This window comes from Agromyces sp. H66, from assembly GCF_004959775.1.
Lineage (GTDB): Bacteria > Actinomycetota > Actinomycetes > Actinomycetales > Microbacteriaceae > Agromyces.
Genome location: NZ_SJZG01000017.1, coordinates 39,191 through 62,307, shown reverse-complemented (window position 1 = coordinate 62,307; position 23,117 = coordinate 39,191). Strand labels below are relative to the sequence as shown.

The 23,117-nt window shown below is 71.2% G+C and carries 27 protein-coding genes and 1 tRNA gene; 11 read left to right on the top strand and 17 right to left on the bottom strand.

Annotated features, from left to right (window positions below):
* Nucleotides 1-105: 105 nt before the first annotated feature.
* Together EZM51_RS19440 and EZM51_RS19435 are read right to left on the bottom strand one after the other, a co-directional pair.
* Nucleotides 106-1,977, bottom strand: a complete 1,872-nt coding sequence (locus EZM51_RS19440; RefSeq protein WP_136709964.1) for a helicase-associated domain-containing protein — start codon at nt 1,975-1,977, stop codon at nt 106-108.
* Between the two features lie 9 nt (nt 1,978-1,986).
* On the bottom strand, nt 1,987-2,262 hold the full coding sequence (locus EZM51_RS19435; protein ID WP_136709963.1) for a hypothetical protein: 276 nt from the start codon (nt 2,260-2,262) through the stop codon (nt 1,987-1,989).
* Nucleotides 2,263-2,369: 107 nt separating this feature from the next.
* Between EZM51_RS19435 and EZM51_RS19430 the strand changes: the two genes are divergently transcribed.
* Together EZM51_RS19430 and EZM51_RS19425 are read left to right on the top strand one after the other, a co-directional pair.
* The gene (locus EZM51_RS19430) at nt 2,370-2,750 is read left to right on the top strand and encodes a cold shock domain-containing protein (RefSeq protein ID WP_136709962.1); all 381 of its coding nucleotides are present in this window, start codon (nt 2,370-2,372) and stop codon (nt 2,748-2,750) included.
* The gene (locus EZM51_RS19425; protein WP_136709961.1) at nt 2,743-3,405 is read left to right on the top strand and encodes a DUF3027 domain-containing protein; all 663 of its coding nucleotides are present in this window, start codon (nt 2,743-2,745) and stop codon (nt 3,403-3,405) included. Before EZM51_RS19430 ends, EZM51_RS19425 begins: the two co-directional genes overlap by 8 nt.
* Here the strand turns inward: EZM51_RS19425 and EZM51_RS19420 are convergent.
* A complete protein-coding gene (locus tag EZM51_RS19420; RefSeq protein WP_136709960.1) occupies nt 3,381-3,647 on the bottom strand; it encodes a DUF2530 domain-containing protein in 267 nt (88 codons plus the stop codon). The genes EZM51_RS19425 and EZM51_RS19420 overlap by 25 nt on opposite strands.
* Nucleotides 3,648-3,652: 5 nt before the next feature.
* Nucleotides 3,653-4,768 carry a phosphoserine transaminase gene (gene serC / locus EZM51_RS19415; RefSeq protein ID WP_136709959.1) on the bottom strand — a complete coding sequence of 372 codons (1,116 nt, stop codon included), beginning with the start codon at nt 4,766-4,768 and terminating at the stop codon, nt 3,653-3,655.
* Between the two features lie 67 nt (nt 4,769-4,835).
* Here serC and EZM51_RS19410 point away from each other — a divergent pair, with 67 nt between their 5' ends.
* From EZM51_RS19410 to EZM51_RS19395, 4 genes are all read left to right on the top strand, one after another.
* A complete protein-coding gene (locus tag EZM51_RS19410) occupies nt 4,836-5,528 on the top strand; it encodes a metal-dependent transcriptional regulator (protein WP_136709958.1) in 693 nt (230 codons plus the stop codon).
* Between the two features lie 396 nt (nt 5,529-5,924).
* Nucleotides 5,925-6,590, top strand: coding sequence for a C40 family peptidase (locus tag EZM51_RS19405; RefSeq protein ID WP_136709957.1), 666 nt, complete (start codon nt 5,925-5,927; stop codon nt 6,588-6,590).
* 360 nt (nt 6,591-6,950) lie between these two features.
* The gene (locus EZM51_RS19400) at nt 6,951-7,448 is read left to right on the top strand and encodes an HNH endonuclease (protein WP_136709956.1); all 498 of its coding nucleotides are present in this window, start codon (nt 6,951-6,953) and stop codon (nt 7,446-7,448) included.
* 167 nt (nt 7,449-7,615) lie between these two features.
* Nucleotides 7,616-8,554 carry a CHAP domain-containing protein gene (locus EZM51_RS19395; RefSeq protein WP_169054000.1) on the top strand — a complete coding sequence of 313 codons (939 nt, stop codon included), beginning with the start codon at nt 7,616-7,618 and terminating at the stop codon, nt 8,552-8,554.
* Nucleotides 8,555-8,860: 306 nt separating this feature from the next.
* Here the strand turns inward: EZM51_RS19395 and EZM51_RS19390 are convergent, their stop codons facing one another.
* Nucleotides 8,861-9,901, bottom strand: coding sequence for a beta-propeller fold lactonase family protein (locus EZM51_RS19390; protein WP_169053999.1), 1,041 nt, complete (start codon nt 9,899-9,901; stop codon nt 8,861-8,863).
* A 100-nt stretch (nt 9,902-10,001) separates the two neighbouring features.
* Between EZM51_RS19390 and EZM51_RS19385 the strand changes: the two genes are divergently transcribed.
* A tRNA-Arg gene (locus EZM51_RS19385) sits at nt 10,002-10,076 on the top strand.
* 55 nt (nt 10,077-10,131) lie between these two features.
* Here EZM51_RS19385 and EZM51_RS19380 read toward each other — a convergent pair.
* The gene (locus EZM51_RS19380) at nt 10,132-10,737 is read right to left on the bottom strand and encodes a helix-turn-helix domain-containing protein (protein ID WP_136709953.1); all 606 of its coding nucleotides are present in this window, start codon (nt 10,735-10,737) and stop codon (nt 10,132-10,134) included.
* Between the two features lie 58 nt (nt 10,738-10,795).
* Between EZM51_RS19380 and EZM51_RS19375 the strand changes: the two genes are divergently transcribed.
* Nucleotides 10,796-11,956 carry a pyridoxal phosphate-dependent aminotransferase gene (locus EZM51_RS19375; protein WP_136709952.1) on the top strand — a complete coding sequence of 387 codons (1,161 nt, stop codon included), beginning with the start codon at nt 10,796-10,798 and terminating at the stop codon, nt 11,954-11,956.
* A 27-nt stretch (nt 11,957-11,983) separates the two neighbouring features.
* Here EZM51_RS19375 and EZM51_RS19370 read toward each other — a convergent pair whose 3' ends face one another.
* Complete coding sequence (locus EZM51_RS19370) at nt 11,984-13,174, bottom strand: MFS transporter (protein WP_136709951.1); 1,191 nt, start codon at nt 13,172-13,174, stop codon at nt 11,984-11,986.
* Nucleotides 13,175-13,228: 54 nt separating this feature from the next.
* Between EZM51_RS19370 and EZM51_RS19365 the strand changes: the two genes are divergently transcribed.
* The gene (locus EZM51_RS19365) at nt 13,229-13,636 is read left to right on the top strand and encodes a MerR family transcriptional regulator (protein ID WP_136709950.1); all 408 of its coding nucleotides are present in this window, start codon (nt 13,229-13,231) and stop codon (nt 13,634-13,636) included.
* A 33-nt stretch (nt 13,637-13,669) separates the two neighbouring features.
* On the opposite strand, the gene EZM51_RS19360 is transcribed toward EZM51_RS19365, so the two are convergent.
* The 10 genes from EZM51_RS19360 to EZM51_RS19320 form a co-directional block, all read right to left on the bottom strand.
* Entirely contained in the window at nt 13,670-14,320 is a 651-nt protein-coding gene (locus EZM51_RS19360; RefSeq protein ID WP_136709949.1) for a response regulator transcription factor, read from the bottom strand.
* A complete protein-coding gene (locus tag EZM51_RS19355) occupies nt 14,311-16,062 on the bottom strand; it encodes an ATP-binding protein (RefSeq protein ID WP_211195994.1) in 1,752 nt (583 codons plus the stop codon). Before EZM51_RS19355 ends, EZM51_RS19360 begins: the two co-directional genes overlap by 10 nt.
* Before the next feature lie 61 nt (nt 16,063-16,123).
* Nucleotides 16,124-17,413, bottom strand: a complete 1,290-nt coding sequence (locus tag EZM51_RS19350; protein WP_211195993.1) for a serine hydrolase domain-containing protein — start codon at nt 17,411-17,413, stop codon at nt 16,124-16,126.
* Nucleotides 17,414-17,582: 169 nt separating this feature from the next.
* Complete coding sequence (locus EZM51_RS19345) at nt 17,583-17,852, bottom strand: hypothetical protein (protein WP_136709948.1); 270 nt, start codon at nt 17,850-17,852, stop codon at nt 17,583-17,585.
* Nucleotides 17,849-18,013, bottom strand: a complete 165-nt coding sequence (locus EZM51_RS20730) for a hypothetical protein (RefSeq protein ID WP_169053998.1) — start codon at nt 18,011-18,013, stop codon at nt 17,849-17,851. Before EZM51_RS20730 ends, EZM51_RS19345 begins: the two co-directional genes overlap by 4 nt.
* A gap of 135 nt (nt 18,014-18,148) precedes the next feature.
* Nucleotides 18,149-19,195: an ATP-dependent DNA ligase gene (locus EZM51_RS19340; protein WP_248305749.1), complete on the bottom strand. Its 1,047-nt coding sequence runs from the start codon at nt 19,193-19,195 to the stop codon at nt 18,149-18,151.
* Between the two features lie 71 nt (nt 19,196-19,266).
* The gene (locus EZM51_RS19335) at nt 19,267-19,848 is read right to left on the bottom strand and encodes a hypothetical protein (protein ID WP_136709947.1); all 582 of its coding nucleotides are present in this window, start codon (nt 19,846-19,848) and stop codon (nt 19,267-19,269) included.
* Nucleotides 19,849-20,080: 232 nt separating this feature from the next.
* Entirely contained in the window at nt 20,081-20,647 is a 567-nt protein-coding gene (locus tag EZM51_RS19330; protein ID WP_136709946.1) for an RNA polymerase sigma factor, read from the bottom strand.
* 40 nt (nt 20,648-20,687) lie between these two features.
* Nucleotides 20,688-21,428: a hypothetical protein gene (locus tag EZM51_RS19325; protein WP_169053997.1), complete on the bottom strand. Its 741-nt coding sequence runs from the start codon at nt 21,426-21,428 to the stop codon at nt 20,688-20,690.
* A gap of 29 nt (nt 21,429-21,457) precedes the next feature.
* Nucleotides 21,458-21,790, bottom strand: coding sequence for a PadR family transcriptional regulator (locus EZM51_RS19320; protein WP_136709944.1), 333 nt, complete (start codon nt 21,788-21,790; stop codon nt 21,458-21,460).
* Nucleotides 21,791-21,925: 135 nt separating this feature from the next.
* Between EZM51_RS19320 and EZM51_RS19315 the strand changes: the two genes are divergently transcribed.
* Together EZM51_RS19315 and EZM51_RS19310 are read left to right on the top strand one after the other, a co-directional pair.
* Nucleotides 21,926-22,504: a hypothetical protein gene (locus tag EZM51_RS19315; RefSeq protein WP_136709943.1), complete on the top strand. Its 579-nt coding sequence runs from the start codon at nt 21,926-21,928 to the stop codon at nt 22,502-22,504.
* The gene (locus EZM51_RS19310; RefSeq protein WP_136709942.1) at nt 22,501-23,076 is read left to right on the top strand and encodes a sigma-70 family RNA polymerase sigma factor; all 576 of its coding nucleotides are present in this window, start codon (nt 22,501-22,503) and stop codon (nt 23,074-23,076) included. Before EZM51_RS19315 ends, EZM51_RS19310 begins: the two co-directional genes overlap by 4 nt.
* The last annotated feature ends 41 nt before the right edge of the window (nt 23,077-23,117 follow it).

The window sequence follows — 23,117 nt, the reverse complement described above, 5'->3', positions numbered from 1 at the left end:
ACGTTCGAGTCTACGCCCGCTTCATGGGTGCACGGCCGGTCGCTGCGCGATGCGGGTTTCGAGACGGCCGCGGGTGGCCTCCTCGACCCGCCGGGGCCCCGCGGGTCAGACGTTCGTCGGCGCGGGCGACACGGCGGCGATCGCCGACAACGGCAGCGTCCGCTCGATGTCGGCCTTGCGGTCGCGGGCCCGGAGCCGGCCGTTCGCGACGCTCGCCGGTGCGAGGAGGTAGTCGGCCGTCTGGCCACCCGGCATCCGCACGGTCACCGTGAGCGTCTCCTTGGCGCGGGCCGCCGCCTCGAGCTGACGGGCGAGCCACGCCTGCTCGGTCGCGCCCTCGTCGCCGGTCGCGAGCACGCGGTCGAGGAGCGCCGCGACGGGATCCGACTTCGGCGGGGGCGGCGGCGCCGCCGCGAGGCGGTGGCGGCGCAGGCGCATGATCTCGCCGTTCGCGTCCTCGGCGGCGACCGGGTACTTCGCGTCGGAGAGCGCCCAGAACACCACGTCGGCCGGGAATCGCGACAGCAGGCGGTGCGGGCCGGTCTGCCGGAGCCCGAGCGAGGCGAGGGACTGGTCGACGGCGAGGGTTCGCACGAGCTGTTCGTCGTCGGAGCGGACGGCCGAGCGTGCGGGCGCGTCGTGCTCGTCGGCGGTGGCCACCCGCACGCTGCCGAACCGCGCGGCCGCCTCGCCGACGACGTACGCGAGCGGTTGCGGGATGCCCGTGAGCGACACGCCCTTCAGGAACTCGAGGATCGACTCGGCGGTCTCGCCGGCCGCGAGTCCGCGGTTCACGGATGCCGCGCTCACGCGGTACGTCGACGCGAGGTCGCGCCCCTCGACGTCGGCGAACCCGCGGAGCCGGGCGTCGAGGGCGGGTTCGAGCGGGCCCGGCGAGACCACCGAGAGGTCGTGCTGCAGGTACACCTTGTCGACCTGAGCCGGGAAGTGGGCCGCGAGCACGCCCGCCGCGCGGTCGAGATCGCCCGCCAGCACCAGCCGCCCGGCCTCCACGGGCTCGCCGGCGACGGCGAGGCCGAGCGCCTCGGCGTCGTCGACGAGACGGTCGAGCGCCTCGTCGACCCACCGGCCGCCGGCCGGGTAGAACCACCGGACGTCCTGACGGAGGTCGGTGGAGGTGAGGGTCTCACTGCGCCTCGCGACGAGGTTGCGCAGCGGCGCGGGGATGCGGTCGCGCCAGCACTCGGCCAGCCTCCGCCACCGTGCGGCGGTGCGCTGCTGGGTCCATGCCGCGCCGAGGTCGGACTCCAGCCAGAACGCCCCGTCGCGCACGACGAGTCCGGCCTCGTCGGCGCGATGGAAGAGCCGGGGGAGCGCGTCGAGCTCGATGCCGGCCGACTCGGCGAGTCGCTTCGAGTCGGGCAGGGCGAGGCCGCCCTTCGCGAGCTCGCGGGCGGGCTGGTTGCCGAGTTCGGCGAGGAGTTCCGACGTCGCGGCGACCGTCGCGTAGGCGGCCTCGGCCGCGCGGCGCTCGAGGAGGCCCCGGTCGATGTCGTCGACGGCGGCGAGCACGGCGGGCGCCGGCGCCGCGAGTTCCGCGACGGAGGGGAGTTCGCGTCCGGCGTGCACGGCGAGGCGTGCGGTGATCGCCGCGGGCACGTGGACGCGTCCCGGGTTGGCGGACGGCACGACGAGCAGGCTCGTCGCGAGCTCGTCGAGCAGCCGGCCCGCGACATCCGCCAGCTCATCGGAGCCGCCGAGCCGCACGAGCTCGTCGCGAACCGCGTCGGCCGTGGTCGACCCGTGCTCGTCGGCGATGGCCGAGGCCGCGGCGAGCACGGCGAGGTGACGGCGATCGAGGCGGGTCAGGGCGTGGTCGACCGAGTCGGGGGCGAGCAGGGCCTCAGCGAGGTCGAACAGGTCGCGCGCGCCCGAGGTGTCGAACTCGCGCGTCCGCAGTGCCGACGCGAGCTCCTCTCGCGGCAGCCCCCGGAGTCGTGCGGCGAGCTCGAGCATCGGCCCCCGTCAGCTCGATCCGGGTGCGGATTCGCGGCGCCGTCGCACGCCGTTCACGATCAGCAGCGCGATGAGCAGGAGGAACGCGAGGGGCAGGCCGAACCACGGCAGCATGATGACGAACGGCCAGGCGCCCGAGCTGAAGCCGTCGTTCTCGCCGGCGCCCGCGAGGGTGCCGAACATGACCGCCAGGAACGCGAGGATCGAGACCCCGACGATGCCGACGAACATGTACGCCAGGATGCGCTCGGCGCGGTGTTCGGTGACGGGACGGGATTCGCTCACCTGTCAAGAATAGGGCAGCGGGCCGACGGAGGGGTCGTGGCCTCCTAGACTGGAGCCTGCACCGCGACGCGATTCCGCGCGCCTTCCGACGCAAGCGAGGTTCCAGGATGCCCACCGGCAAGGTCAAGTTCTACGACGAGGAGAAGGGATTCGGCTTCATCAGCTCCGATGACGGCCAGGAGGTCTTCCTCCACGCATCCGCTCTTCCCGCCGGCGTGACCGTGCGCGCGGGCACGCGGCTGGAGTTCGGCGTCGCGCAGGGCAAGCGAGGCGCGCAGGCCCTCTCGGTGCGGGTGCTCGACGCCCCCGTGAGCCTCGCGAAGATGAACCGCAAGCCCGCCGACGACATGGCGATCATCGTCGAGGACGTCGTGAAGGTGCTCGACGGCATCGGCGCCGACCTGCGCCGAGGCCGCTACCCCGACAAGTCCAAGGCGCGCACGGTGGCGGCGGTGCTGCGCAGGGTGGCTGACGACCTGGATGTCTGAGCAGCCCGAGCAGGTCGAGCCGGAGATCACGGCGACGGATGCCCCTGCGCCCACCCCGGTGCCCGACGAGGTGCTGCTCGACGCCGTCGACCTCGCCCGTCGGGCGTTGCTCGAGGCCACGCGCCCCGAGACGGTGGGCTCGGTCGTGGGCCACGTCGTCGAGGACGATCATGTGCTGACGCTCCTGTTCGCGTCCGACCTCTCCGGGTATCCCGGATGGCACTGGAGCGTGACGATCGCCCGCGTCGAGGGGGCCGAGCCGACCGTGCTCGAGACCGAACTCATGCCCGGCGAGACCGCGCTGCTCGCTCCCGAGTGGGTGCCGTGGTCGGAGCGGCTCGCCGACTACCGTGCGGCGCAGGAGGCCGCCGCTGCGACCGCGGCGGAGACCGCCGGGGCGGCGGCCGGCGACGGCGAGGCCGACGAGGACGAGCTGGCCGACGAGGACGACGCCGATCTCGACGACGATGCGGAGCTCGACGCGGCCTTCGGCCAGGATGCCGGCGACGATGCGTTCGACGGCATCGACATCGACTCCTTCGACGACTCGGCCGACGACGACGAATCCGACGACGACGGGGACGCTGAAGACGGGGACGCTGAAGACGACGGCACGGACGACGACGACGCTCAGTCCGACGACTCGCGCTCCTGACGCAGGATCCGGCGGCGGATGACCTGCACCACCGCGAGCCCGACGATGCCGAGGCCGGTGCCGATGGCGGCGGTCCACACGAACCACTCCAGTCCGGCGGCGGCGAGTTGCTCGCGGGCGATGAGCGAGACGACGAACGCCACGAGCCATGCCAGCGTTCCGGCGAACACCGCCTTGCGGGCGTCGGCTCGGGCGGGCGCCGGGTCGGGACGCCGCTCGGACTCGCTGAGCCAGAAGCGCACCGTCGTCAGCCCATCCGCTCGAGCACGTAGTCGATCGATGCGGTGAGCGCACGGATGTCGTCGGGCTCGATGGCCGTGAACGTCGCGATGCGCAACTGGTTCCGCCCGAGCTTGCGGTACGGCTCGGTATCGACGACGCCGTTCTCGCGCAGGACCGACGAGATGCGCGAGGCATCCGTCGACTCGTCGAAGTCGATCGTCACGACGACCTGCGACCGATCGGCGGGCTCGGCCACGAACGGGGTGGCGACCTCGGTGCGCGCGGCCCAGTCGTAGAGCACCGACGACGATTCGCGCGTGCGCGCATCGGCCCAGGCGAGGCCGCCCGACTCGTTCATCCAGTCGAGCTGGTTCTCGAGCAGCAGCAGCGTGCCGATCGCGGGCGTGTTCAGGGTCTGGTTCAGGCGCGAGTTGTCGATCGCGTTCTTCAACGACAGGAACTCGGGGATGTACCGGTCGCTCGCGGCGAGGCGCTCGACCCGCTCGATGGCTGCGGGGGAGAACAGCGCGAACCAGACGCCGCCGTCGGAGGCGAAGTTCTTCTGGGGCGCGAAATAGTACACGTCGAACTGCGCGGGGTCCACTTCGACGCCGCCCGCAGCGCTCGTGGCGTCGATGACGGTGAGGGCGCCGTCCTCGCCGTCGACGCGCATCACGGGCGCCATGACCCCCGTCGACGTCTCGTTGTGCGGCCACGCGTACACGTCGACGCCCTCGACGGGCTCGGGCGTCGAACGCGAACCCGGTTCCGCCCTGCGCACGTCGGGTGCCTCGAGCCACGGTGCTCCCGCCTCGACCGCGAACTTCTGGCCGAACTCGCCGAACGAGCAGAGCTGCGCGCGTCGTTCGATGAGGCCGGATGCCGCGGCATCCCAGAACGCGGTGGATCCACCGTTGCCGAGCACGACCTCGTAGCCGTCGGGCAGCGCGAAGAGATCGGCGAGGCCCGAGCGGACCCGGCCGACGAGGTTCTTCACGGGGGCCTGGCGGTGCGAGGTGCCGAGCAGGCGGGGCCCCTCGGCGGCGAGGTGGGCGAGCTGCTCGGGCCGGACCTTCGAGGGGCCGCAACCGAATCGTCCGTCGGCGGGCAGGAGGTCGCTGGGGATCACGAGGCTCGGCATGCGTCGAGTCTACCGAGGGGTGGCGGACCGGTAGTCTGGAAGGCGGCTGTGACAGGGAGGGCTTCAGGTGAGCGACCTCATCGACACGACGGAGATGTACCTCCGCACCATCCTCGATCTCGAGGAGGAGAACATCGTGCCGTTGCGTGCCCGCATCTCCGAGCGTCTCGGTCATTCGGGCCCCACCGTCTCGCAGACCGTCGCCCGCATGGAGCGCGACGGGCTCGTCGTCGTGTCGGGTGATCGCCACCTCGAACTCACGCCTTCCGGCCGCAGCAAGGCCGTGCACGTCATGCGCAAGCACCGACTCGCTGAGCGGTTGCTCGCCGACGTCATCGGGCTGGACTGGGAGTTCGTGCACGACGAGGCATGCCGCTGGGAGCACGTCATGAGCGAGCAGGTCGAGCGCCGGCTCATCGAGATCCTCGGGCAGCCGCGGGAGTCGCCGTACGGCAATCCGATCCCCGGCCTCGACGAACTCGGCGTGCCGGCGGCCGATGCGTTCATGACGGGCGTGGTGCGCGTGCTCGACGCGTTGTCGGCCGGCAGGGGCAGCGTGAGCGGCGTGGTCCGGCGCCTCGGCGAGCCCGTGCAGTTCGATCCCGAACTGCTCGCCCAGCTGAAGCACGCGGGCCTCGTGCCCGGCGCGACGGCCACCTTCAGCGCCTCCGGCGACGGCGTGCTCGCCGAGGTCGACGGCGTCGACGGCCGCCTGGAACTGCCGGCCGAGGTCGCGGGACACATCTTCATCGGGGAATAGGCTCGATTTCCTGCGGAAGCCGGGCACGCCGTAATCAGAATGTGACATTTCGGGCGGCCTCGCGTATCGTCGTTCCAGTCCACCGGCAAGAAGCCGGTCGGTGGAACAGGATCGAGATCGCCCCCCGGCGCCCACCGCTCGATTCAGAACCCGCGACGCGTCACCGTGCGCAGCAGGTGGGACGGCAGCGATGTCGTGGGGGCGGAGGTACACGTTTTGGCTCGATTCCCCCGGCGGCGTCACACCCGCAAGATCGCACGAGGGGCCGTATCGAGGGCGACTGTCGCCCCGAAGGCTCCGGCAAACCGCTCAGAGGACCTCGCCACCACCGTCCGCACCGCCCCGCTGGCGTCCACGCGCCGTCTCCGGCGCGGCGGTCTCGCGAACGTCCTCGTCATGTCCGTCGCGGCAGGCATCGTCGGCACGCTGGCCATCCCCGCGTACGCGTTCGCGCCCGGCAGCGGGGGGCCGCAGTTCGGCACCACCGCCGAGACGGCGCTCACGAAGGCGCAGGCGCAGTCCGTCGAGGTGACCGACGACGTCATCGCGGCACCGGTCACCAAGGACTCCTACGCGGCCGTCACCGGTGAAGAGATCCGGGCCGCCGAGGAAGCCGCCGCCGCCGCCGAGGCGGCACGCCAGGCCGCGGAGGCGCAGATGGCGTCGTACGCCGCAGGCTATTCGGGCCCATCCGCGGCGGAGCTCGCCGCCGCGCCGGTGTACGGTTCCGCCGACCCGGCCAGCGTCTTCGCGATCGCTCAGCAGTACATCGGCGTGCCGTACGTCTACGGCGGCGCCACGCCCGCCGGTTTCGACTGCTCTGGGCTGGTCATGTACGTCTACGCGCAGTTCGGCATCAGCCTGCCGCACTCCGCCGCATCGCAGGGTGCCATGGGCACGCAGATCTCGGTGGCCGACGCGGTACCGGGCGACATCGTCATGATGGCCGGTCACAACGGCTTCTACGCCGGCGACGGGATGATCCTGCACGCACCGTACGAGGGAGCATCCGTGCGGATCCAGCCGATCTGGACGAGCGACTACTGGATCGTCCGCATCTGACACGTGAACATCGCGTTACGCGACGCATGGATTGGCGCGCCGGAGGCTCCCGGCGCGCCATTCGTGCTTTAGCCTTGTACTCTGACGATCCGAGAACCGGGTAGGGAAAGCCGATGGTCGAGACGCGCAGCACCCATTCCACGGGTGTGCGCGCGCACTTCGACCAACGGCGCAGTAGTCAGCCGAGCATCCTCCGCGCGAACGCGCCGACGGGCACTGTCTTCATGACGGTGCCCGTTCTTCGTTTCACGGGCGTTCGCACACGGCTCGCATCTCTCGCACCGGTACGCGTCCTCGCGCCCGGGTCGTCGATCCGTTCACGCGGCTGGAAGCCATCCAGCCCCGATCGAAAGGCACCCCATGCGCACCCTCGTGCTCAACGCCGGATATGAACCGCTCGCGGTCGTCTCCTTCAAGCGCGCGCTCCTCCTCGTGATGAACCAGAAGGCCACCGTGATCCTCCACGAGGAGGACAATCCGGTGTACGCGGCGAGCGGGACGTGGCAGCGGCCGAGCGTCATCCTGCTCACGAGGTACGTGCGAACACCGCGGGTGCATCAGGTTCCGGTGAGCCGTCGCGGCGTACTCCGGCGCGACGAGCACCGCTGCGCCTACTGCGGGCGCTCGGCCGCCACCATCGACCACGTGCTGCCGCGGTCGCGAGGCGGGCGGGACACGTGGGAGAACCTGGTGGCCTGCTGCCTGCGGTGCAACAACACGAAGGGCGACCACACGCCCGCCGAGATGGGCTGGCAGTTGCGGTTCACGCCGAGGATGCCGCAGGGCCGCAACTGGGTCGTGCGCGGGTTCGAGCGGCCGCTGCCGCAGTGGGACGAGTTCCTCTCCGCCGCCGCCTGATCTCCGGGAGTCCGCTTCGCGACCCGCCGCGTCGACGGTCGTGACAAGCCCGCCGCGTGTGCCCTATCGTGGTACGAGTCCGGAGCCACCCCTGACCTCCGGATCACATGACGCCAACCCGTAGGGTGCTGCAGTGCGGCTTCCGTCGGGATCCGGAGGTTCAGCTGTTGCACGGTGACGAGAACGACGCCCACGAGCCGACCCGCTCCGAGCGGCGAGCGACCGAGCGAGGTCGCACCCGTCGAACCACCCCCACGCGCCGCGCGCGATCCGGTCGCGCCGCTGCGGCGGCCGTGAAGCCCGTGGCGCAGCCGCGCGCCGTCGCCGGAGACGGTGCCGCTCGCGCCGTGGTCGCGGCCCCGCGCCCGACGCGACGCCACGGCCCGTTGCGCGTCTTCGCCACCGTGCTGGTGGTGCCGGCGATCTTCGGCACGGTCGCCCTGCCCGCGTACGCGCTCATGCCGGGCGGCGCCGGCTTCGAGACATCCGGCGTGTTCAGCCTCTCCGTCGCCGAGGCGCAGCGCGTCGACGTCTCCGCGCTGGCGAGCGGAGCGCCCGTGTCGAACGACACCTACTCGGTCACGACCGCGGCCGAGCTCGAACAGGCCCGACTCGACGCCGAAGCCGCCGAACAGGCCGCGTGGGCGGCCGAGCTCGCGTCGCGCGCCGGCTCGGGCAGTTACGCGATCTACACCGTCAAGGCCGAGGGCGACGACTATCCCTGGTGGGACCAGGTGCCCGACGACTACGGCGGCGGGCTCTCGCCGCTGCGCTACTACTACCGCGAGTGCGTCGACTTCGTCGCCTGGCGCCTGAACCGCGACGCCGGCGTCACGAGCGCCCCGTGGAAGTGGGACTGGGGCAACCTCGCGTCCGGCAGTGCGTACGCGTGGGCCGACGCATGGGCCGCGAAGGGATGGCCGACGTCGAGCGAGCCGGTCGTCGGGGCGGTCGCCTGGTTCCCCTACAACCATGTCGCGTACGTGCAGTCGATCAATGCCGACGGAAGCGTGAACCTCGAGGAGTACAACTGGAACTCCGATCACTCGTACCACCGGCGAACCATCCCCGCGAGCGACGCGCTCTACCTCTACCCGCCCGGCTGAGGCTCGCCGCACCGGTCGTTGTGGACACCATGGCGAATCCGGTCGGCTTTGTTGGACGACGCAGCCAGTGAACCCGTGTGCGAGGTGCCGGTAACGTGGGACCTCATTCCATGAAGAGGCAGGTGACCGCGATGACGCAGCCGTTGGACGAGGTGCGACTCGAGGAGATCGGGTTCGTCGACGAGCCCACCCCGGCGACCTCGGCGATCGTCATCCTCGGCTACAACTGAGCCGCGGGTCGAGGAGGCGCGCCAGCGCCGCGCCCCGCGGATTGAGGATGCACGCCGGCGCGGTCTCGAAACCCGCCTACCCGACCCGAGCCAGGCACGCCGGCGCGGGCGTGCCGAGCGTCTCCACGACCTCGACCGGCACGCCGTCCTCGAGCGCGACGATCGCGATCGAGTCCGAGGCCTGGTCGGCGACGAGGGCGAACCGTTCGTCGTGCGTCACGTGCAGGTCGCGCGGATGCCGCCCGCCGGTCGTCACCGACGCGACGTGCTCGAGCGACCGCGCGTCGGGGTCGTACCGCAGCGCGACGAGCGCGTCGGCATCGCGATCGCCGATGAGCACGGTGCCCGACCTTGTCAGCCGGATCGCCGAGACGCCGAGCCCGCGAGCGGCGACCGCCTGGTCGACGGGTACCCACGCGATCTCGCGGCTCTCGGCGAGGTCGACGAGGCTCGCCGTGCGGTCGAGCTCGTTCGCGACGATGGCGACCTCGCCCGCGATGACGAGATGTCGGGGACCGGCGCCGGCGTGCACCGCGATGTCGTCGGCGTCGTCGTGGGTGAGGCGGTCGGGGAGGCCTGCGAGTCCGAGCACGCGGATCCGATCGGCGCCGAGGTCGGGCACGAGGAGCCGGTCACGCGCGGCGTCGATCACGGCCTGGTGCGGATGCGGCGACGACTGGCGCTCGCGGTTCGGGCCGGAACCCGTGAACGCGATCGAGAATACGGCGTCGGCCGGGGCATCCGGAGCCACCGGATGCGCGGTGAGGCGCCCGCCGGAGTAGTTCGCGGCGAAGATCCACGAGCCCGCCTCATCGAAGGCGAGGAAGCACGGATCGCCGGCACCTGTGGAGCCGGCGGCACCGAACGGCGTGACCGCGTCGCCGTCGAGCGTCCAGGTCGACACGCGTCCATCGGCGAGTTCGTGCACGATGCCGAGCACGCGCGTCGCCCTCGAAACGGCGAGGTACATGGGATTCGGGCCGACGTCGATGGGATCGCCGAGGGTCGCCGAGCCGTCGGCCGCGACATCCAGACACCGGATGCCCCGCGCCGGCGATCCGAGTTCGCCGCGCGTCGACGCGCCCACCCAGAACCTCGTGGTCTGCGTCGCCGACATGCTCCCTCGTTCCTCGGGCCGCCGCCCGTGCCGGGCGGCCGTGGCGTGGCGCCCGCGCTCGCTCATCACGCTATCGCGAGCCGGTAGACTCGTGCGGTCAGCCTCTGTAGCTCAATGGAAGAGCAGCGCCGTCCTAAGGCGAGGGTTGGGGGTTCGAGTCCCTCCAGGGGCACCAGTGGAATCGGTCGCCGCGAGCGGGGCATCCGTCCGGCGGACGCTGCCGTCGCGCCCTACCCTGAACTCGCGGGCTCGGTCGGGTAGCGCATCACGAGGACGGTGCTGGCGGGATGGTCGCCGACCCCCTCGTAGACGTGGTCCTCGTCGCCGGGGAAGGTGTGGCTGTCGCCGCTTCGCAACCGCGCCGGCGCCGCGACGCTCCCGACGGCGATCTCCCCGTCGATCACCGTGATGCTCTCCACCACCCCGTCGGAGTGCCTGCGCGACTCCCTGCGTCCGGGACCGATCGCCATGCGGTAGACCTCGACGACCTCGGCGCGCTCGCGCCAGCGGCCGATCAGCCGGGCGTCGACGCTCTGTCCGTGGGCGCGGGGCCCGTCTCCCGCGGCGGCCGAACCCACGGCCGTATCGCCGCTCGTCAGGAGGAGATCGCTGAGCGGCACGGTCAGCGCCGTCGCGATCGCGAACAGCGTGTCGAGGGTCGGGTTGCGCCGCCCCCGCTCGAGTTCGGACAGCGTCCCCTTCCCGAGGCCGGTGGTGACCGCGAGCGAGCCCAGCGAGATGCCGCGTTCGGCCCGGAGGTCTCTGATGCGGCTTCCGATCGAGGCGGAGACATCCGGAAACGACGGCCTGTCCTTGGCGGGTTGACGGTCGGGCATGTCTGCAGTCTACTGTTCTGTGAACAAAACGTTCCGTAAACAGAACACGGGAGGGACCATGCCAGTCCAACGCCTGCAGCACATCCCCGGCATCGGGGTCGACCTGCTCGGCGACCGGGCCGATCGGGAGCACGACGCGTCGTTGCTGCGCCTCGAGAACCTCGACACCGACATCCGGCCGCCTGCGATCGCCCTGGAGCGCACGCGCGCCGCCGTCGACGAGGATCGCGCCAACAGCTACCTTCCATTCCAGGGCGCGGTGTCGCTCCGCGCGGCGGCGGCCGCTCACGTCGGCCGGCTCGCCGCCCGGGCCTACGATCCCGCTCGCGAGTGCGTGATCACGGCGGGAGGGCTCAATGGGATCCTGAACACGCTCCTCGCGGTCGTCGAGCCCGGCGACGAGGTGGTCATGGTCGATCCCATCTACGCCGGGCTCGTCAACCGGGTGCGGCTCGCGGGCGGAGTGCCGCGGTTCGTTCCCCTCACGCCGACGGCGGCGGGGTGGAGCGTGGATCCGGAGCTCCTGGCGTCGGCGGTGACCGAACGCACGGCCGCGGTCCTGATGATGTCGCCGGCCATGCCCACCGGCTCGGTGCTCGGTCGTTCGCACTGGGCGGCGCTCGCGCGCGCCCTCGATGGTCATCGCGCGTGGCTGATCTACGACGCCGCGATGGAGCGCCTTCGGTTCGACGACGGTGAGCGGGTGCACCCCGCGCAGGTCGAGGGGCTGGCCGCGCGCACCATCACGGTGGGGTCGGCGTCGAAGGAACTGCGGATGATCGGATGGCGCGTGGGGTGGGTCGTCGGCCCCGAGGCGATCCTCGCGGATGTCAACCTGGTCGGACTCACCAACGTCGTCTGCCAGGTGGGACTCGCCCAGGAGGCCGTCGCGGCCGCCCTCGAGGCGCCGGACGCCGCCGACGATGTCGATCGCGCCGTCGACACGTGGCGGGCACGGCGCGACGTCATCCTCGACCAGCTGGCGGGGCTTCCCGTCATCCCTCCCGACGGCGGGTGGTCGCTGCTCATCGACACCGCGCAGCTCGGGATGAGCCCCGCCGAGGCGTCGGAACGTCTCTTCGAGCGGGGCCGGGTCGCGGCGACGCCGATGGACGGCTGGGGGCCGTCGGGCGCCCGCTACCTGCGCCTGGTGTTCGCGAACGAGCCGACCGAACGCCTGCACGACCTGCGGACCCGGTTCGATGCCGCCTGGGGCTGAGTCGTCTCGAGCGCATGCCGCGGCGATTCACCGCCCCGCGAGGAGCCGCGACGCCACGACCGCCCCCGTGGCCAGCGCCGCGAGTCCGGCCGCCGTGAACGCGGCCGCGACGAGCCCGACGCCGGTCTCGAGCACGCCGCCGAGCGTCGCGCCCAGCGCGATGCCCGCGTTGAAGAACACGACCATGAGGGCGCTCGCGGTGGCGCGCAGCTCCGGCGAGGCCACACCCAGCAGTCGCGACTGGAGCATCGCCGGCAGGCCGCCGATCGCGAGACCCCAGGCGAGGATCGCCGCGACCACGGCGACCGTGCTCTGGAAGGCGATCCCCAGCGTGCCGAGGGCGACGGCGAACAGCGCCGACATGGCGACGAGGGAGGTGACCGGCCAGCGGTCGGCGGTGAGCGCCGCGATCACGAGGCCGGCGATGCCCGCGGCGCCGAAGCCGAAGAGGATCGGGCTGATCCACGCGGCGGGCAGGCCGGCGACATCCGTCAGGTAGGGCGCGATGTAGGTGAACAGCGTGAAGCTCGCCGCGGCGGTGAAGAGGCACGCGATCGCGGCGGCCAGCACCGGGCGGAACGATTGGTCCCGACGGCGTTCGCCGCGCGGGGCGGGACGGGTGCCGGGACGGCGGGGGAGTCGGCGATGGATCACGACGGCGACGGCGGCGAGCACCGCGGCGAGGCCGCCGAAGACGAGCCGCCAGTCCGCCACCTGCCCGACGAGCGTGCCGAGCGGGATGCCGAGGACCGTCGCGCCGGAGGCCCCGGCGCTGACGACGGCGACGGTTCGACCCGAGACCCGGGGGTCGACGAGCGATGTCGCGTACACCATCACGATCGACCAGAACGCGCCGTGCGCCACGGCGGCGACGACCCGCACGCCGAGCGCGACCTCGAAGCTCGGCGCCAGCGCGGTGATCACGTTGGCGATCGCCATCACGGCGAGCGCGGCGACGATGAACGTGCGGCGGTCGACGCGTGCGGCGAGGCGTACCACGGGGAGGCTCGTGACGATGATGGTGGCCGACCACAGGGAGACGAGCAAGCCGACCTGCGCCGCCGAGACGCCGAACTCGGCGCTCATCGCGGGAAGCAGCCCCGCCGGGATCATCTCGACCGTGACGGTGGCGAACACGGCGAACGCGAGCACGATGAGCGTGGGCCACGGGGTGCGGGTCGCCGGAGGGGCTTCGGGGATGGCGGTGGTCTGTGACATACCGCGAGGCTAAACTTTGACATCTATGTGAAGGTCAAGTCCACGGGAGGACCCATGCGCATCGGCGAGTTGTCGCGACGAACCGGCGTGCCGACCAGGATGCTGCGGTACTACGAGGAGCAGGGCCTGATCGCGTCGGAGCGCAGGTCCAACGGCTATCGCGACTATCCCGAGTCCGCCGTCGCCGCCGTCGAGCAGATCCGCGGCCTGCTGTCGTCCGGGCTCACCACGAGGGTCATCCGGCTGCTGCTCGGCATGGAGGGCGTCGAGGGAGAGGAGCTCGCGCGCACGTGCTCGCGAAACCTCGCCGAGAGCCTCGCCGCGGAACTCGACGCGCTCGAGGCGAAGATCGGATGCCTCACCCGAAGCCGCGACACCGTACGCGAGTTCCTCGTCCGCAGCCGGCACGCGGAGGTGCTCGGCGACGCCCACGTGGTACTCGCACCCGTCGCGGCCGACTGAGCCGACAGGGCGCACCGACCGCGGTCGTCGGCGTCAGGCGTCGTTGAGGTACCGCAGCACCGCGAGCACCCGCCGGTGGGCGTCGGAGTCCACGGGCAGCCCGAGCGCGTCGTAGATGTGCGACGTGTGCTGCACGACGGCCTTCTCGCTGAGGAACAGCTGCGCCGCGATGCGGGCGTTGCTCCGCCCCTCGGCCATGAGCGCGAGCACCTCCTGCTGCCGCGGGGTGAGGTTGCCGATCGTGGTGCCGGCCCGCTTGGCCCGTGCCACCATGACGGCCACGACGTCGGGATCGAGGGCGGTGCCGCCGGCCGCGACGGTGCGCAGGTCATCGAGGAAGGTCTCGACGTCGGCGATGCGCTGCTTCAGCAGGTAGCCGACCCGGCCGGTCTGGGCGTTCAGCAGCTCGTTGGCGTACCGGCGCTGCACGTGCTGCGACAGCACCATGACCGCCGTCTCGGGGTGTTCCCGACGGATGCGCAGCGCCGCCATGAGGCCCTCGTCGGTGTGCGTCGGCGGCATCCGGATGTCGGTGACGACGAGTTCGGGTCGGTGCGTCGCCACGGCCTCCTCGAGCCCGACGGCGTCGCCGGCGTTCGCGGCGACCTCGAAGCCGCCCTGCTCGAGGACGAGCTGGAGGCCGTGGCGCAGCAGCGTCTCGTCTTCGGCGATGACTACACGCACGGCAACTCCACGGTGATGTTCGTGCCCTGTCCGGGCGAGCCAGTGATATTGATGGTGCCGCCGAGCACGTCGACGCGCTCGACGAGGCCGCGCAGCCCGGTGCCGCCGCTCAGCGAGGCGCCCCCGAGGCCGTCGTCGCGCACCTCGACGCGCAGCACGCCGTCGGCCTTGTTCAGCCGTACGGAGGCGTTGTCGGCGCGGGCGTGCTTGACCGTGTTCGCGAGCGCCTCGGCGACGACGAAGTAGGCGGTCCGCTCGACCACGCGCGGGCAGGGGCCGTCCTGGCCGAGCTCGAGCGCGGTCGGGATCGGCATGCGGTCGACGAGGTCCTCGACGGCCGCGGCGAGACCCTGCTCGATGAGCGCGGCAGGCATGACCTCGTGCACGAGTCGGCGCAGGTCGGCTGCGGCGGCATCGATGCCCATGCGCAGCCGGGTGGCGCGCTCCGCGAGGACGTCGGCCGATCCTGGTGCGTTGGGGAGCTGCTGCGCCTCGATCCCGAGGAGCACGAGCTGGACCTGCAGGCCGTCGTGGAGGTCTTGGGCGATGCGGCGCCGCTCGAGGTCGGCGGCGTCGACCAGGCGCTCGCGCGAGCGCTGCAGGGCGATGCGGCTCGCCCGGAGCTCGGCGGTCAGGCGCTCGCGGTCGACGGCGATGGCGACGACGCGCCCCGCGGTGCGCACGAGGTCGGCGTCGCCGATCAGTTCCGAGTCGTACGTGATGGCGCCGACGAGGCGACCGTCGAGGTTGATCTCGACGGTGCCGCGCCCTCGGACGGGCGCGGTGGCGGGAAGCGGCACGCCGTGCTCGTCGACGAACGCCCGCCGCATCGGCACCCAGAACGACAGTTGCAGCGTCTGGTCGCCGAGCGCATTGGCGAGCGCGGTCGCGAGCGTCGGCTTGGCGCCGCCCGTCGCGCCGAGCCAGCTGCCGAGCTCCTCGAGCTCGCCGGTCCTCGCGAAGCCGCCTCGGAGCACGGCGAGCGCGAAGGCGATGGGGATGCCGGCGAGCAGGGCGAGCTGCATGATGCCGGTCAGGAGGCCCGGGATTCCGAGCGCCCGGCCGAGCACGTTGGGGATGAGGACGAGGGCGATCACCGCGAAGGCGCCGTAGCCGTAGAGCCGCATGAGCGCGCCGCGGTGCGCCCGGTCGGCGGTCGCCAGGCGACGTACGAGCAGGGTTGCGGTGGCGATCATGACCGAGACCCCGAGGATCTGCTGGACGAGGCCGCCGGCCGCCGCGAGGTCGGGGCGATCGGCGATGGCGAGGCCCGCCTCGGGCGACTGCGCGGGGTCGAAGAGGTACGAGGGCGCCTCGAACACGAGCGAGGTGACGTAGGCGACCGCGACCGTCGCGATCGACGCCCGTCCGCGGAGCCGCCCCGACGGGAACGCGTGCAGGAGGTGCACCGTCGTGGCCAGCGCGAGCGTGCTGGTGACGGTGCCCGTGGCGACCAGCACGGGGATCTCGGTGTTGGCGAGTCCGGCGGCGTAGACGGCGAACCCGGCGAACACGATGAGTCCGCCCATCCGGTTGCTGGGGCGTCGGTACCAGGCGAGCAGGCCCGCGGCGAGGTAGATGACGAACACGACCGGGAATCCGACGAGCAGCGGGCCGGCCGGGCCGTCGAGCGGGAGGAGCGCGACTTCGACGGCCGCGAGCAGGGCACCGGTCGCGAGCAGCGTCGCGAGCGACCTGTCCAGCGACCGGGACAGGCTCGATCGCATCACCGGGCTCGACATCGCGGTCCAGCGTAATGGGCGCAGCCGGGAGGGTGCCGCGAGGAGCATGCGGGACCTCGCGCTACGACTTCGGAAGCGGTGTGAACGTGTGCCCGAGGGCGGTCGAGACCGCGGCGAAGATGCGCACGGCGGGGTCCATGCACGGCTCGGTGCCGGGGTCGTCGGCGAGGGTCTTCGAATCGGTGCAGTCACCCGACGGGATGTCGCTGTTCGCGAGCACGACGACGGTCGTGTCGCTCGTCGTGTCGTAGTAGAGCGCGGTGTTGAAGCCGGGCAGCTCGCCCGTGTGGCCGAACCAGCCGTCGAGGCATCCCGCACCGAGGCCGTACCCGCCCTTCGGCGCCATCGACGTGAGCCGCTCCACCTGGGCGTCCTCACCGAGCAGGCCCTGGCCGGTGCCGAGGGCTCGGCCGTAGACCAGCAGGTCGGCGGCGGTGGAGGTCATCTGGCCGGCCGTCCACGCCCAGGTGGGGTTCCAATCGGTCGCGTCGACGGGGTCGGTGGAGTCGTCGGGGGTGCCCTGGAGGGTGAAGCCGCGCGAACTCGGCGGGGGCAGCTGCACCTCGTCCGCCGACGGCATCGCGGTGTCCCCGAGGCCGAGCGGCTCGAGCACCAGCTCGCCGAGCACGGTGGCGAACGGTTCTCCGGTGACGAGCTCGGCGATCCGGCCGAGCATCACGAAGTTGGTGTTCGAGTAGTCGAACTGCGCACCCGGTTCGAACTTCTGGGGGAGGGCGAGACCCATCGCGATGAGCTCGTCGGGCGTGTACACCCGCATCGGGTCGGCGAACAGCGCGGCCTGGAAGTCCTCGTCGAGCGTGTAGCTCGCGATGCCGCTCGTCATGTTCAGCAGCATCCGAACCGTGATGAGGTCGCCGTCGGTCACGCCGTCGAAGTACTTCTCGACGGGGTCGTCGAGCGAGAGCGCGCCCTGCTCGGCCAGTTGCAGCAGCACGGTGCCCGTGAACGTCTTGGTCACCGACCCGATGCGGTGGTGCACGTCGGCCGTCATCGGGATCTTCGCGGCGGGGTCGGCGTCGCCGTACGAGGCCGTCCACGTGCCCTCGGGGGTCTGCACGGCGACCACCGCACCGGGGGCGGAGGCCAGCGCGAACCCGGCGGCGGCGGCCTCGTCGAGGGCCGCGGCGGTGGCGTCGTCGACGGGCGCGGTCGCGGCCGCCGGGAGCGGCGTCGTCGCCACCTCATGGGGATCGGCGACGCACGTCGCCGCGACCGGGGCCGCGGTCGCCGGAGCAGCGGCGTTCTCGGCCGGGTCGGCGGCGCAACCGCCGAGGATCAGGGCCACTGCGGCTGCTGCGGCCGCGCCGGCGATCGTTCGTTCGAGACGCACTGTGGGACTCCGTTCCTCGGCGCTCGACGGCGCCCATCCCACTCTGCGCGAGTCACGATGGCCCGACCATAGACCTGGGTCCCGTCCCGCGGTCGGATGCCTCGGGCCCGTGGTCGGATGCCTCGCCCGTTATCGGATGCCTCGGGCCCGCGACATCCGGAACGCCCCGTCAGTCCCAGTCGACGGCGTGCATCCACCCGGCGATGTAGGCGCGCTCGTTCGGGCCGAGGCGCATGCCCATGCGCGGGACCGGCGCATCGTCGAGTTCGCAGAGCTCGAAGATGCGCCGCACCACGACGGCGCGGAGCGGGGCGTGGAGGTTCTCGAGCACCTCGCGCTGGAGGGGGCGCTCGAGCATCGGCCACCAGAGGCCGATGGGCGGCAGCCCGTGCCGGCGTCGGGGGCGGTCGTCGTGGGCGGGTTCGATGAGGGAGGTCATTGCGCCGGCTCCTCGGCCGTCTCGCCCGTCTGCGGGTCGCGGATCACGACGTGCTCGTCGGGGTCGGCCGCCTCCTCGGCTCGCTGATGCTGCTCGGCGGCGTCGACCGCCTCATCGAGTTCGTCCGCCGCGCTCGGATCGGTAGGGTTCGGATCGGTCATCGGTGCACTCCTCGTTCACGGCCGGATCGCGACAGTGAGATCGGCCATCATCCACCGTAGGCGGCCACCTCGTCGAGGGCGAGGGGATTGACCGACCCCGTGCGGGGTGCTACCCCGGGCGGTATGTCGCCAGGCTCAGACCAGCACGTCGGCGAGGTCGTACGCCACCGGCCGGTCGAGCTGCGCGAACGTGCACGAGTGCGGTTCCCGGTCGGGCCGCCAACGCTCGAACTGCACGGTGTGCCGGAACCGCATGCCCTCGAGCTGGTCGTACCGCACCTCCAGCACGAGCTCCGGGCGGAGCCGCACGAACGAGACGTCCTTGCTCGACGCGAAGCGGCTCCGGTCGGTCTCGCCGGTCATCGCCGCGCCGGCCTCGTCGAGTTCGACGTGGGGCGCGAGCTCGTCGATGAGCTGTTGTCGCCGCGCGTCGCTGAAGGCGGACACGCCGCCGACGTTCCGCAGCTGCCCGTGATCGTCGTAGAGCCCGAGGAGGATCGATCCGACGCCTCGTCCCGAGGTGTGCACCCGGTACCCGATCGCGACGACGTCGGCGGTTCGACGATGCTTCGCCTTCAGCATCACGCGCTTGCCCGGCGAGTACGGCGCGGCCAGCGGCTTGGCCACGACGCCGTCGAGTCCGGCGCCCTCGAACTCGGTGAACCAACGCCGGGCGAGTTCGACGTCGTCGGTGATGCGGGTGATGTGGATCGGATGCCCGAGCCCCTCCACGAGGGTCTCGAGGGCGGCGCGGCGCACCGAGAACGGTTCGTCCATGAGCGACCGGCCGCCGAGCTCGAGCAGGTCGAATGCCACGAACATCGCGGGCGTCTCCTGCGCGAGGCGTTCGACGCGGCTCGCCGCGGGGTGGATGCGCTGCGTCAGCGCCTCCCAGTCGAGCCTCGTGCCGCCGGATGCCTCGGTGCTCACGACGATCTCGCCGTCGAGCACGCAGGGCTCCGGCAGGAGCCGCGTGAACGCTTCGACGAGCTCTGGGAAGTACCGCGTGAGCGGTTTCGAGCCGCGGCTGCCGATCTCGACGTGCTCGCCGTCGAACGCGACGATGCCGCGGAAGCCGTCCCACTTCGGTTCATAGACGAGCCCGCCGGCCACGGAGTCGGGCTCGGGCACCGACGGCACGGCCTTCGCGAGCATGGGAGCGACGGTGGTCTCTGGCGCCATGCGACCACGATAGGCCCGGATGCCGCGTCGCGGCGAGGCATCCGCCCGGTGCGTGCTCGCGGGAGCCCTGTCTAGTCGGGGTTGCCCTCGTGTTGAATCTGCCAGGCGATGTCGAGCTGCTCGAATTCGCTGGCGTAGCATCGGCCTTCCTCGCCGGACGTGACCGCGTCGCTGGGGTTCGAGTAGTCGATGATGGTGTCGGTGTCGTCGACGGATACGAGGGGATGGCCTGCCGCGTTCATACATTCCGAGTAGCGCGCGAAGCCCTCGCGGTATTCACGTTCCGTGACCGTGCCGTCCGAGAGTGCTTCCTGCTGGGCGGGGGACGGGTCGGCCTTGGGTGCTCTGGTCGCCCAGGACACCCAGATGACGTAGTCGTGGTGACGGTCGGCGGTGATCCGGAGGGTGTGTCGGCCGCCCCCGTCTACGCCGATGAACCCGCCGCCGTTCGCCTCTCGGGTGTCTTCGGCGTTGCACGTCGACGAACCGATCAGTTCGCCGTCGAACGTGTAGTCGACGCGGCCGGGGTCGAGGCAGTGGAATGCCAGGACGATCGACTCGGCACCCTCCGGCTTCTGGCCGAGTTCGATGTCGGTGTCGCCCGAGCTGCGAATGAAATGGGGAGTTCCGAACAGTCGGGTGTCGTCGTACACGAGGAATTCCGTCATGTCATCGAGGTTGATGCTCGTCGGCTCCGATGGGGAAGCGGTGAGGGCGGCTGCGGAGATCGCACCGCCGGTCAGGGCGCCGGCAAGGCCGAAGGCGGCGATCGAGGCAGCAACGGTCCGTCGCCGGTTCGGTGCGGCCGGTGTGGTCGCGGAGGCGGTGGCGGTGGCGACCAGGATGCGTCGCAGTTCCTGGTCACGCTGACTGCGAGGACGCTCTTCAGAGTTCATCGGTCGCTCCTTTCAACGGATGACGCGGGATGGGGTTCGAGATATGTGCCCGGAGCTGCGCCTTGGCTCGGGACAGTCGCGACCGGACCGTGCCCGCACTGACGCCGAGGAGGTTCGCTGCCTCGTCAGTGGTCAGCCCTTCGAGCACGCAGAGCGTGACGACGTGCTGGTGTTGGAGGGAGAGCAGTGCCAACGAACGGGTTGCCGGCCCGTCGCCGTAGTCCCCGTCGGCATGATCCGGAGTCGAGGCGTCGACCGGCAGTCGCGCGAGCACATTGCGGTGCCGACGTGTCGACCGGGTCACGTTGCGCGAGACGTTCGTGGCGGTACGAAGCAGCCATGGCAGCATCGAGCCGTTGACGAAGCGAATCCCGTCGCGCCGGCGCCAGGCCTCGAGGAACGTCGTGGCGACGACGTCGTCCGCATCAGCGGCCGTCGGCACGAGGCCGTGCACGTGGCGCCGGATGCGGGTGTGATGGCGATCGAATATGCGCCCGAACGCCTCACCGTCGCCCCCGAGCGCACGTGCCCAGTCTTCGTCATCCGCAGTCGTCACACTATGGACTGTCCGCTCGACCCGAGGACGTTCCCAAATCTCAGGATGCCCCGGTCCGGAGCTCGAGAGTGGTGGCTCGCCTGGCGGCGCGTGCGATGACGATGATGACGGCAGCGAGCACCATGGTCTGCGCCACAGCGACGGCGAGGTCGACGCCGGGCAGGGGCACGGCAGCCGCGGCGATGTCTCCGGCGAGGATGAATGCGAACAGCGACAGCAGAAGACTGAGAGAGATGCCTGTGGCAAGGGGTGCGTGCCAGGGCAGTGCTGAAATCACCCCAAGTCCGGCAACGAGCACCGCGGTAGGCAGGCTCGGCCCGAGCCAGTCGAATCCGGAGGCAAGCAAGGAAAGGCCGAGCTGAGTCCCTGCGGCCACCACTGCGATCCACCGCGCGGCCACGTTGCGCCCAGCGAACGCCGCGGCGAGGGCGACGACGAACAGTCCCGCGACGATGACGGTCGGATTGCTGAACGGCCCGAGCGTTCCGGCGTAGTCCACTCCGGGCGACCAGGTGATCACCGAGACGTAGAACGTCAGGAAGGCCGCTGCGAGCACGAGCGGGATGATCACCGCCGGCCGTCGACCGTCTGCGACGCCGAATCCGCGACGCAGGCCGCCGACGGCCAGCGCGAACCGATCCCCGATTCGGGGGCTGGGCTCCCCACGGGCGTCCGCCTGATCGAGCAGGATGCCGACGACCACCGCTTCGTGCTCCGCACGCCACTGGGAGGGATACCACCGCAGCATCCGTCGATACTGCTCGACCCGCTCCTCGCTCACGTGCCCTCCTCGTGCGACCTCGTCCTCGGTCATTGCGCAATCGCCGGTCGACGGGCGAGCCTGACGCGAGCCAGACGGGCCGCAGATTCCATGCGTTCGAGCTCTGCCGCCAGCGACTGCTCCCCGAGTCCGGTCATCCGGAAGTACCTGCGAAGCCGGCCATCGACCACCTCGTCACCGTCGGCGGCAACGAGGCCCTCTCGCTGCAGACGCTCGAGAACCGCGTACAACGTCGCCACCTTCAACTCCACACGTCCCTCCGAGGCGTCGCGGACCTCCTCCATCAACGCGTACCCATGACGGCGCCCGCCGCTGAGCGACACCAACGTCCAGAACGTCGGCTCCCGCATCTCAGACCCCATGATTGCGAGAATACTCCAATAACTGGAATATTGGGCGACGACCTGGATTGTTCGTCACGGATCCTCGGTGCGCCATGGAGATTCGGTTTCTCCCGGACATGTCTCTCGTAGGGTGCATGGACGAAGGAGCAGAGCGTGGGGTTTGAAGACCGGTTGAACGGTGCTGATCCTGGGCAGCGTGTGACTGCGGACGGTGAATGGTCGGCGCGGCAGCTCGCCCAGGCGATGGCTCTCCAGCGGCGGAGACGGCGACTGTTCGGGCGACCACTGACCGCGATGTCCGTTCTGGCTGGGCTGGTCGCGGTGGGCGCGACGGCCGCGGTCGCGAGCTCCGGCTCGTACGGCCCGCCACCGCGATACGTCGGAGATCTCACCTATGAGCGAGTGATCGAGACCGAATCAACGGCGGCGCGCTGCTACCTGACCCTCGGCGTCGAGCCCGACGGCCAGACGGTCGACGAGCTGACCGTCCGGCACTTCGAGAAGGCGAAACGCTTCCTCGCCTCCATCTCGGTCGAGCAACTCGCGGCGGAGGCAGAGGCCGGCGACAACATGTGGTCCGACGCACGGCGCCGTGAGCTCGCAAGGGACGAACCCGACCTCGAACTCGTCAACTCGATGCTTGTCGCGCAGATCTCCGACGAGTTCACGGCGCAAGGGCTGCTTGGGCACGGAGTGAGCTTGCAGACCGAGTACGGCTGCGAGCCGCGATGAGCGCGCGAAGCCGGACAGCCGCCGAACGCCTCACGAACCTGCACGACCGACTCGCAGCCGACCTGCTGCGCTACTTCGTCCGCCGCACCGAGCAGCCGGCCGACGCCGCCGACCTGTTGGGCGAGGTCTTCCTGGTCGCGTGGCGTCGCATCCGGCACATCCCAGCAGACGACGACGAAGCCCGCCTCTGGATCTACGGGGTCGCTCACCGCGTCCATCTGAACTGGCTCCGAGGACGTCGCCGTGCCATCCGGCTGGCGGAACCGCTCCGTGCAGAACTCCTCCGATCCGCCGCGCTCTCGAGCCGAGACGAGGACCTCGAGGTGCACCAGGCTGTGGCATCGCTGCCCCCTGACCAGCGAGAGCTGATCAGATTGGTCTACTGGGACGGGTTCCCCGTCCCCGTCGCGGCCGGCGTCCTCCGCATTCCTACCTCCACGGCACGCGGACGGCTGGAACGAGCCAAGCGCCGACTCCGATCCCAGCTCGAGGAGCCCTCCGAGAATCGACCGCCGCGCGCGGTCACGGGCCCTCGCGGTCGCCCGACGACGACCGACGAAGTGACCGCGTGACTCGCGGCAGTCCCTTGCATCTTCCGACCATCGCATGGGCG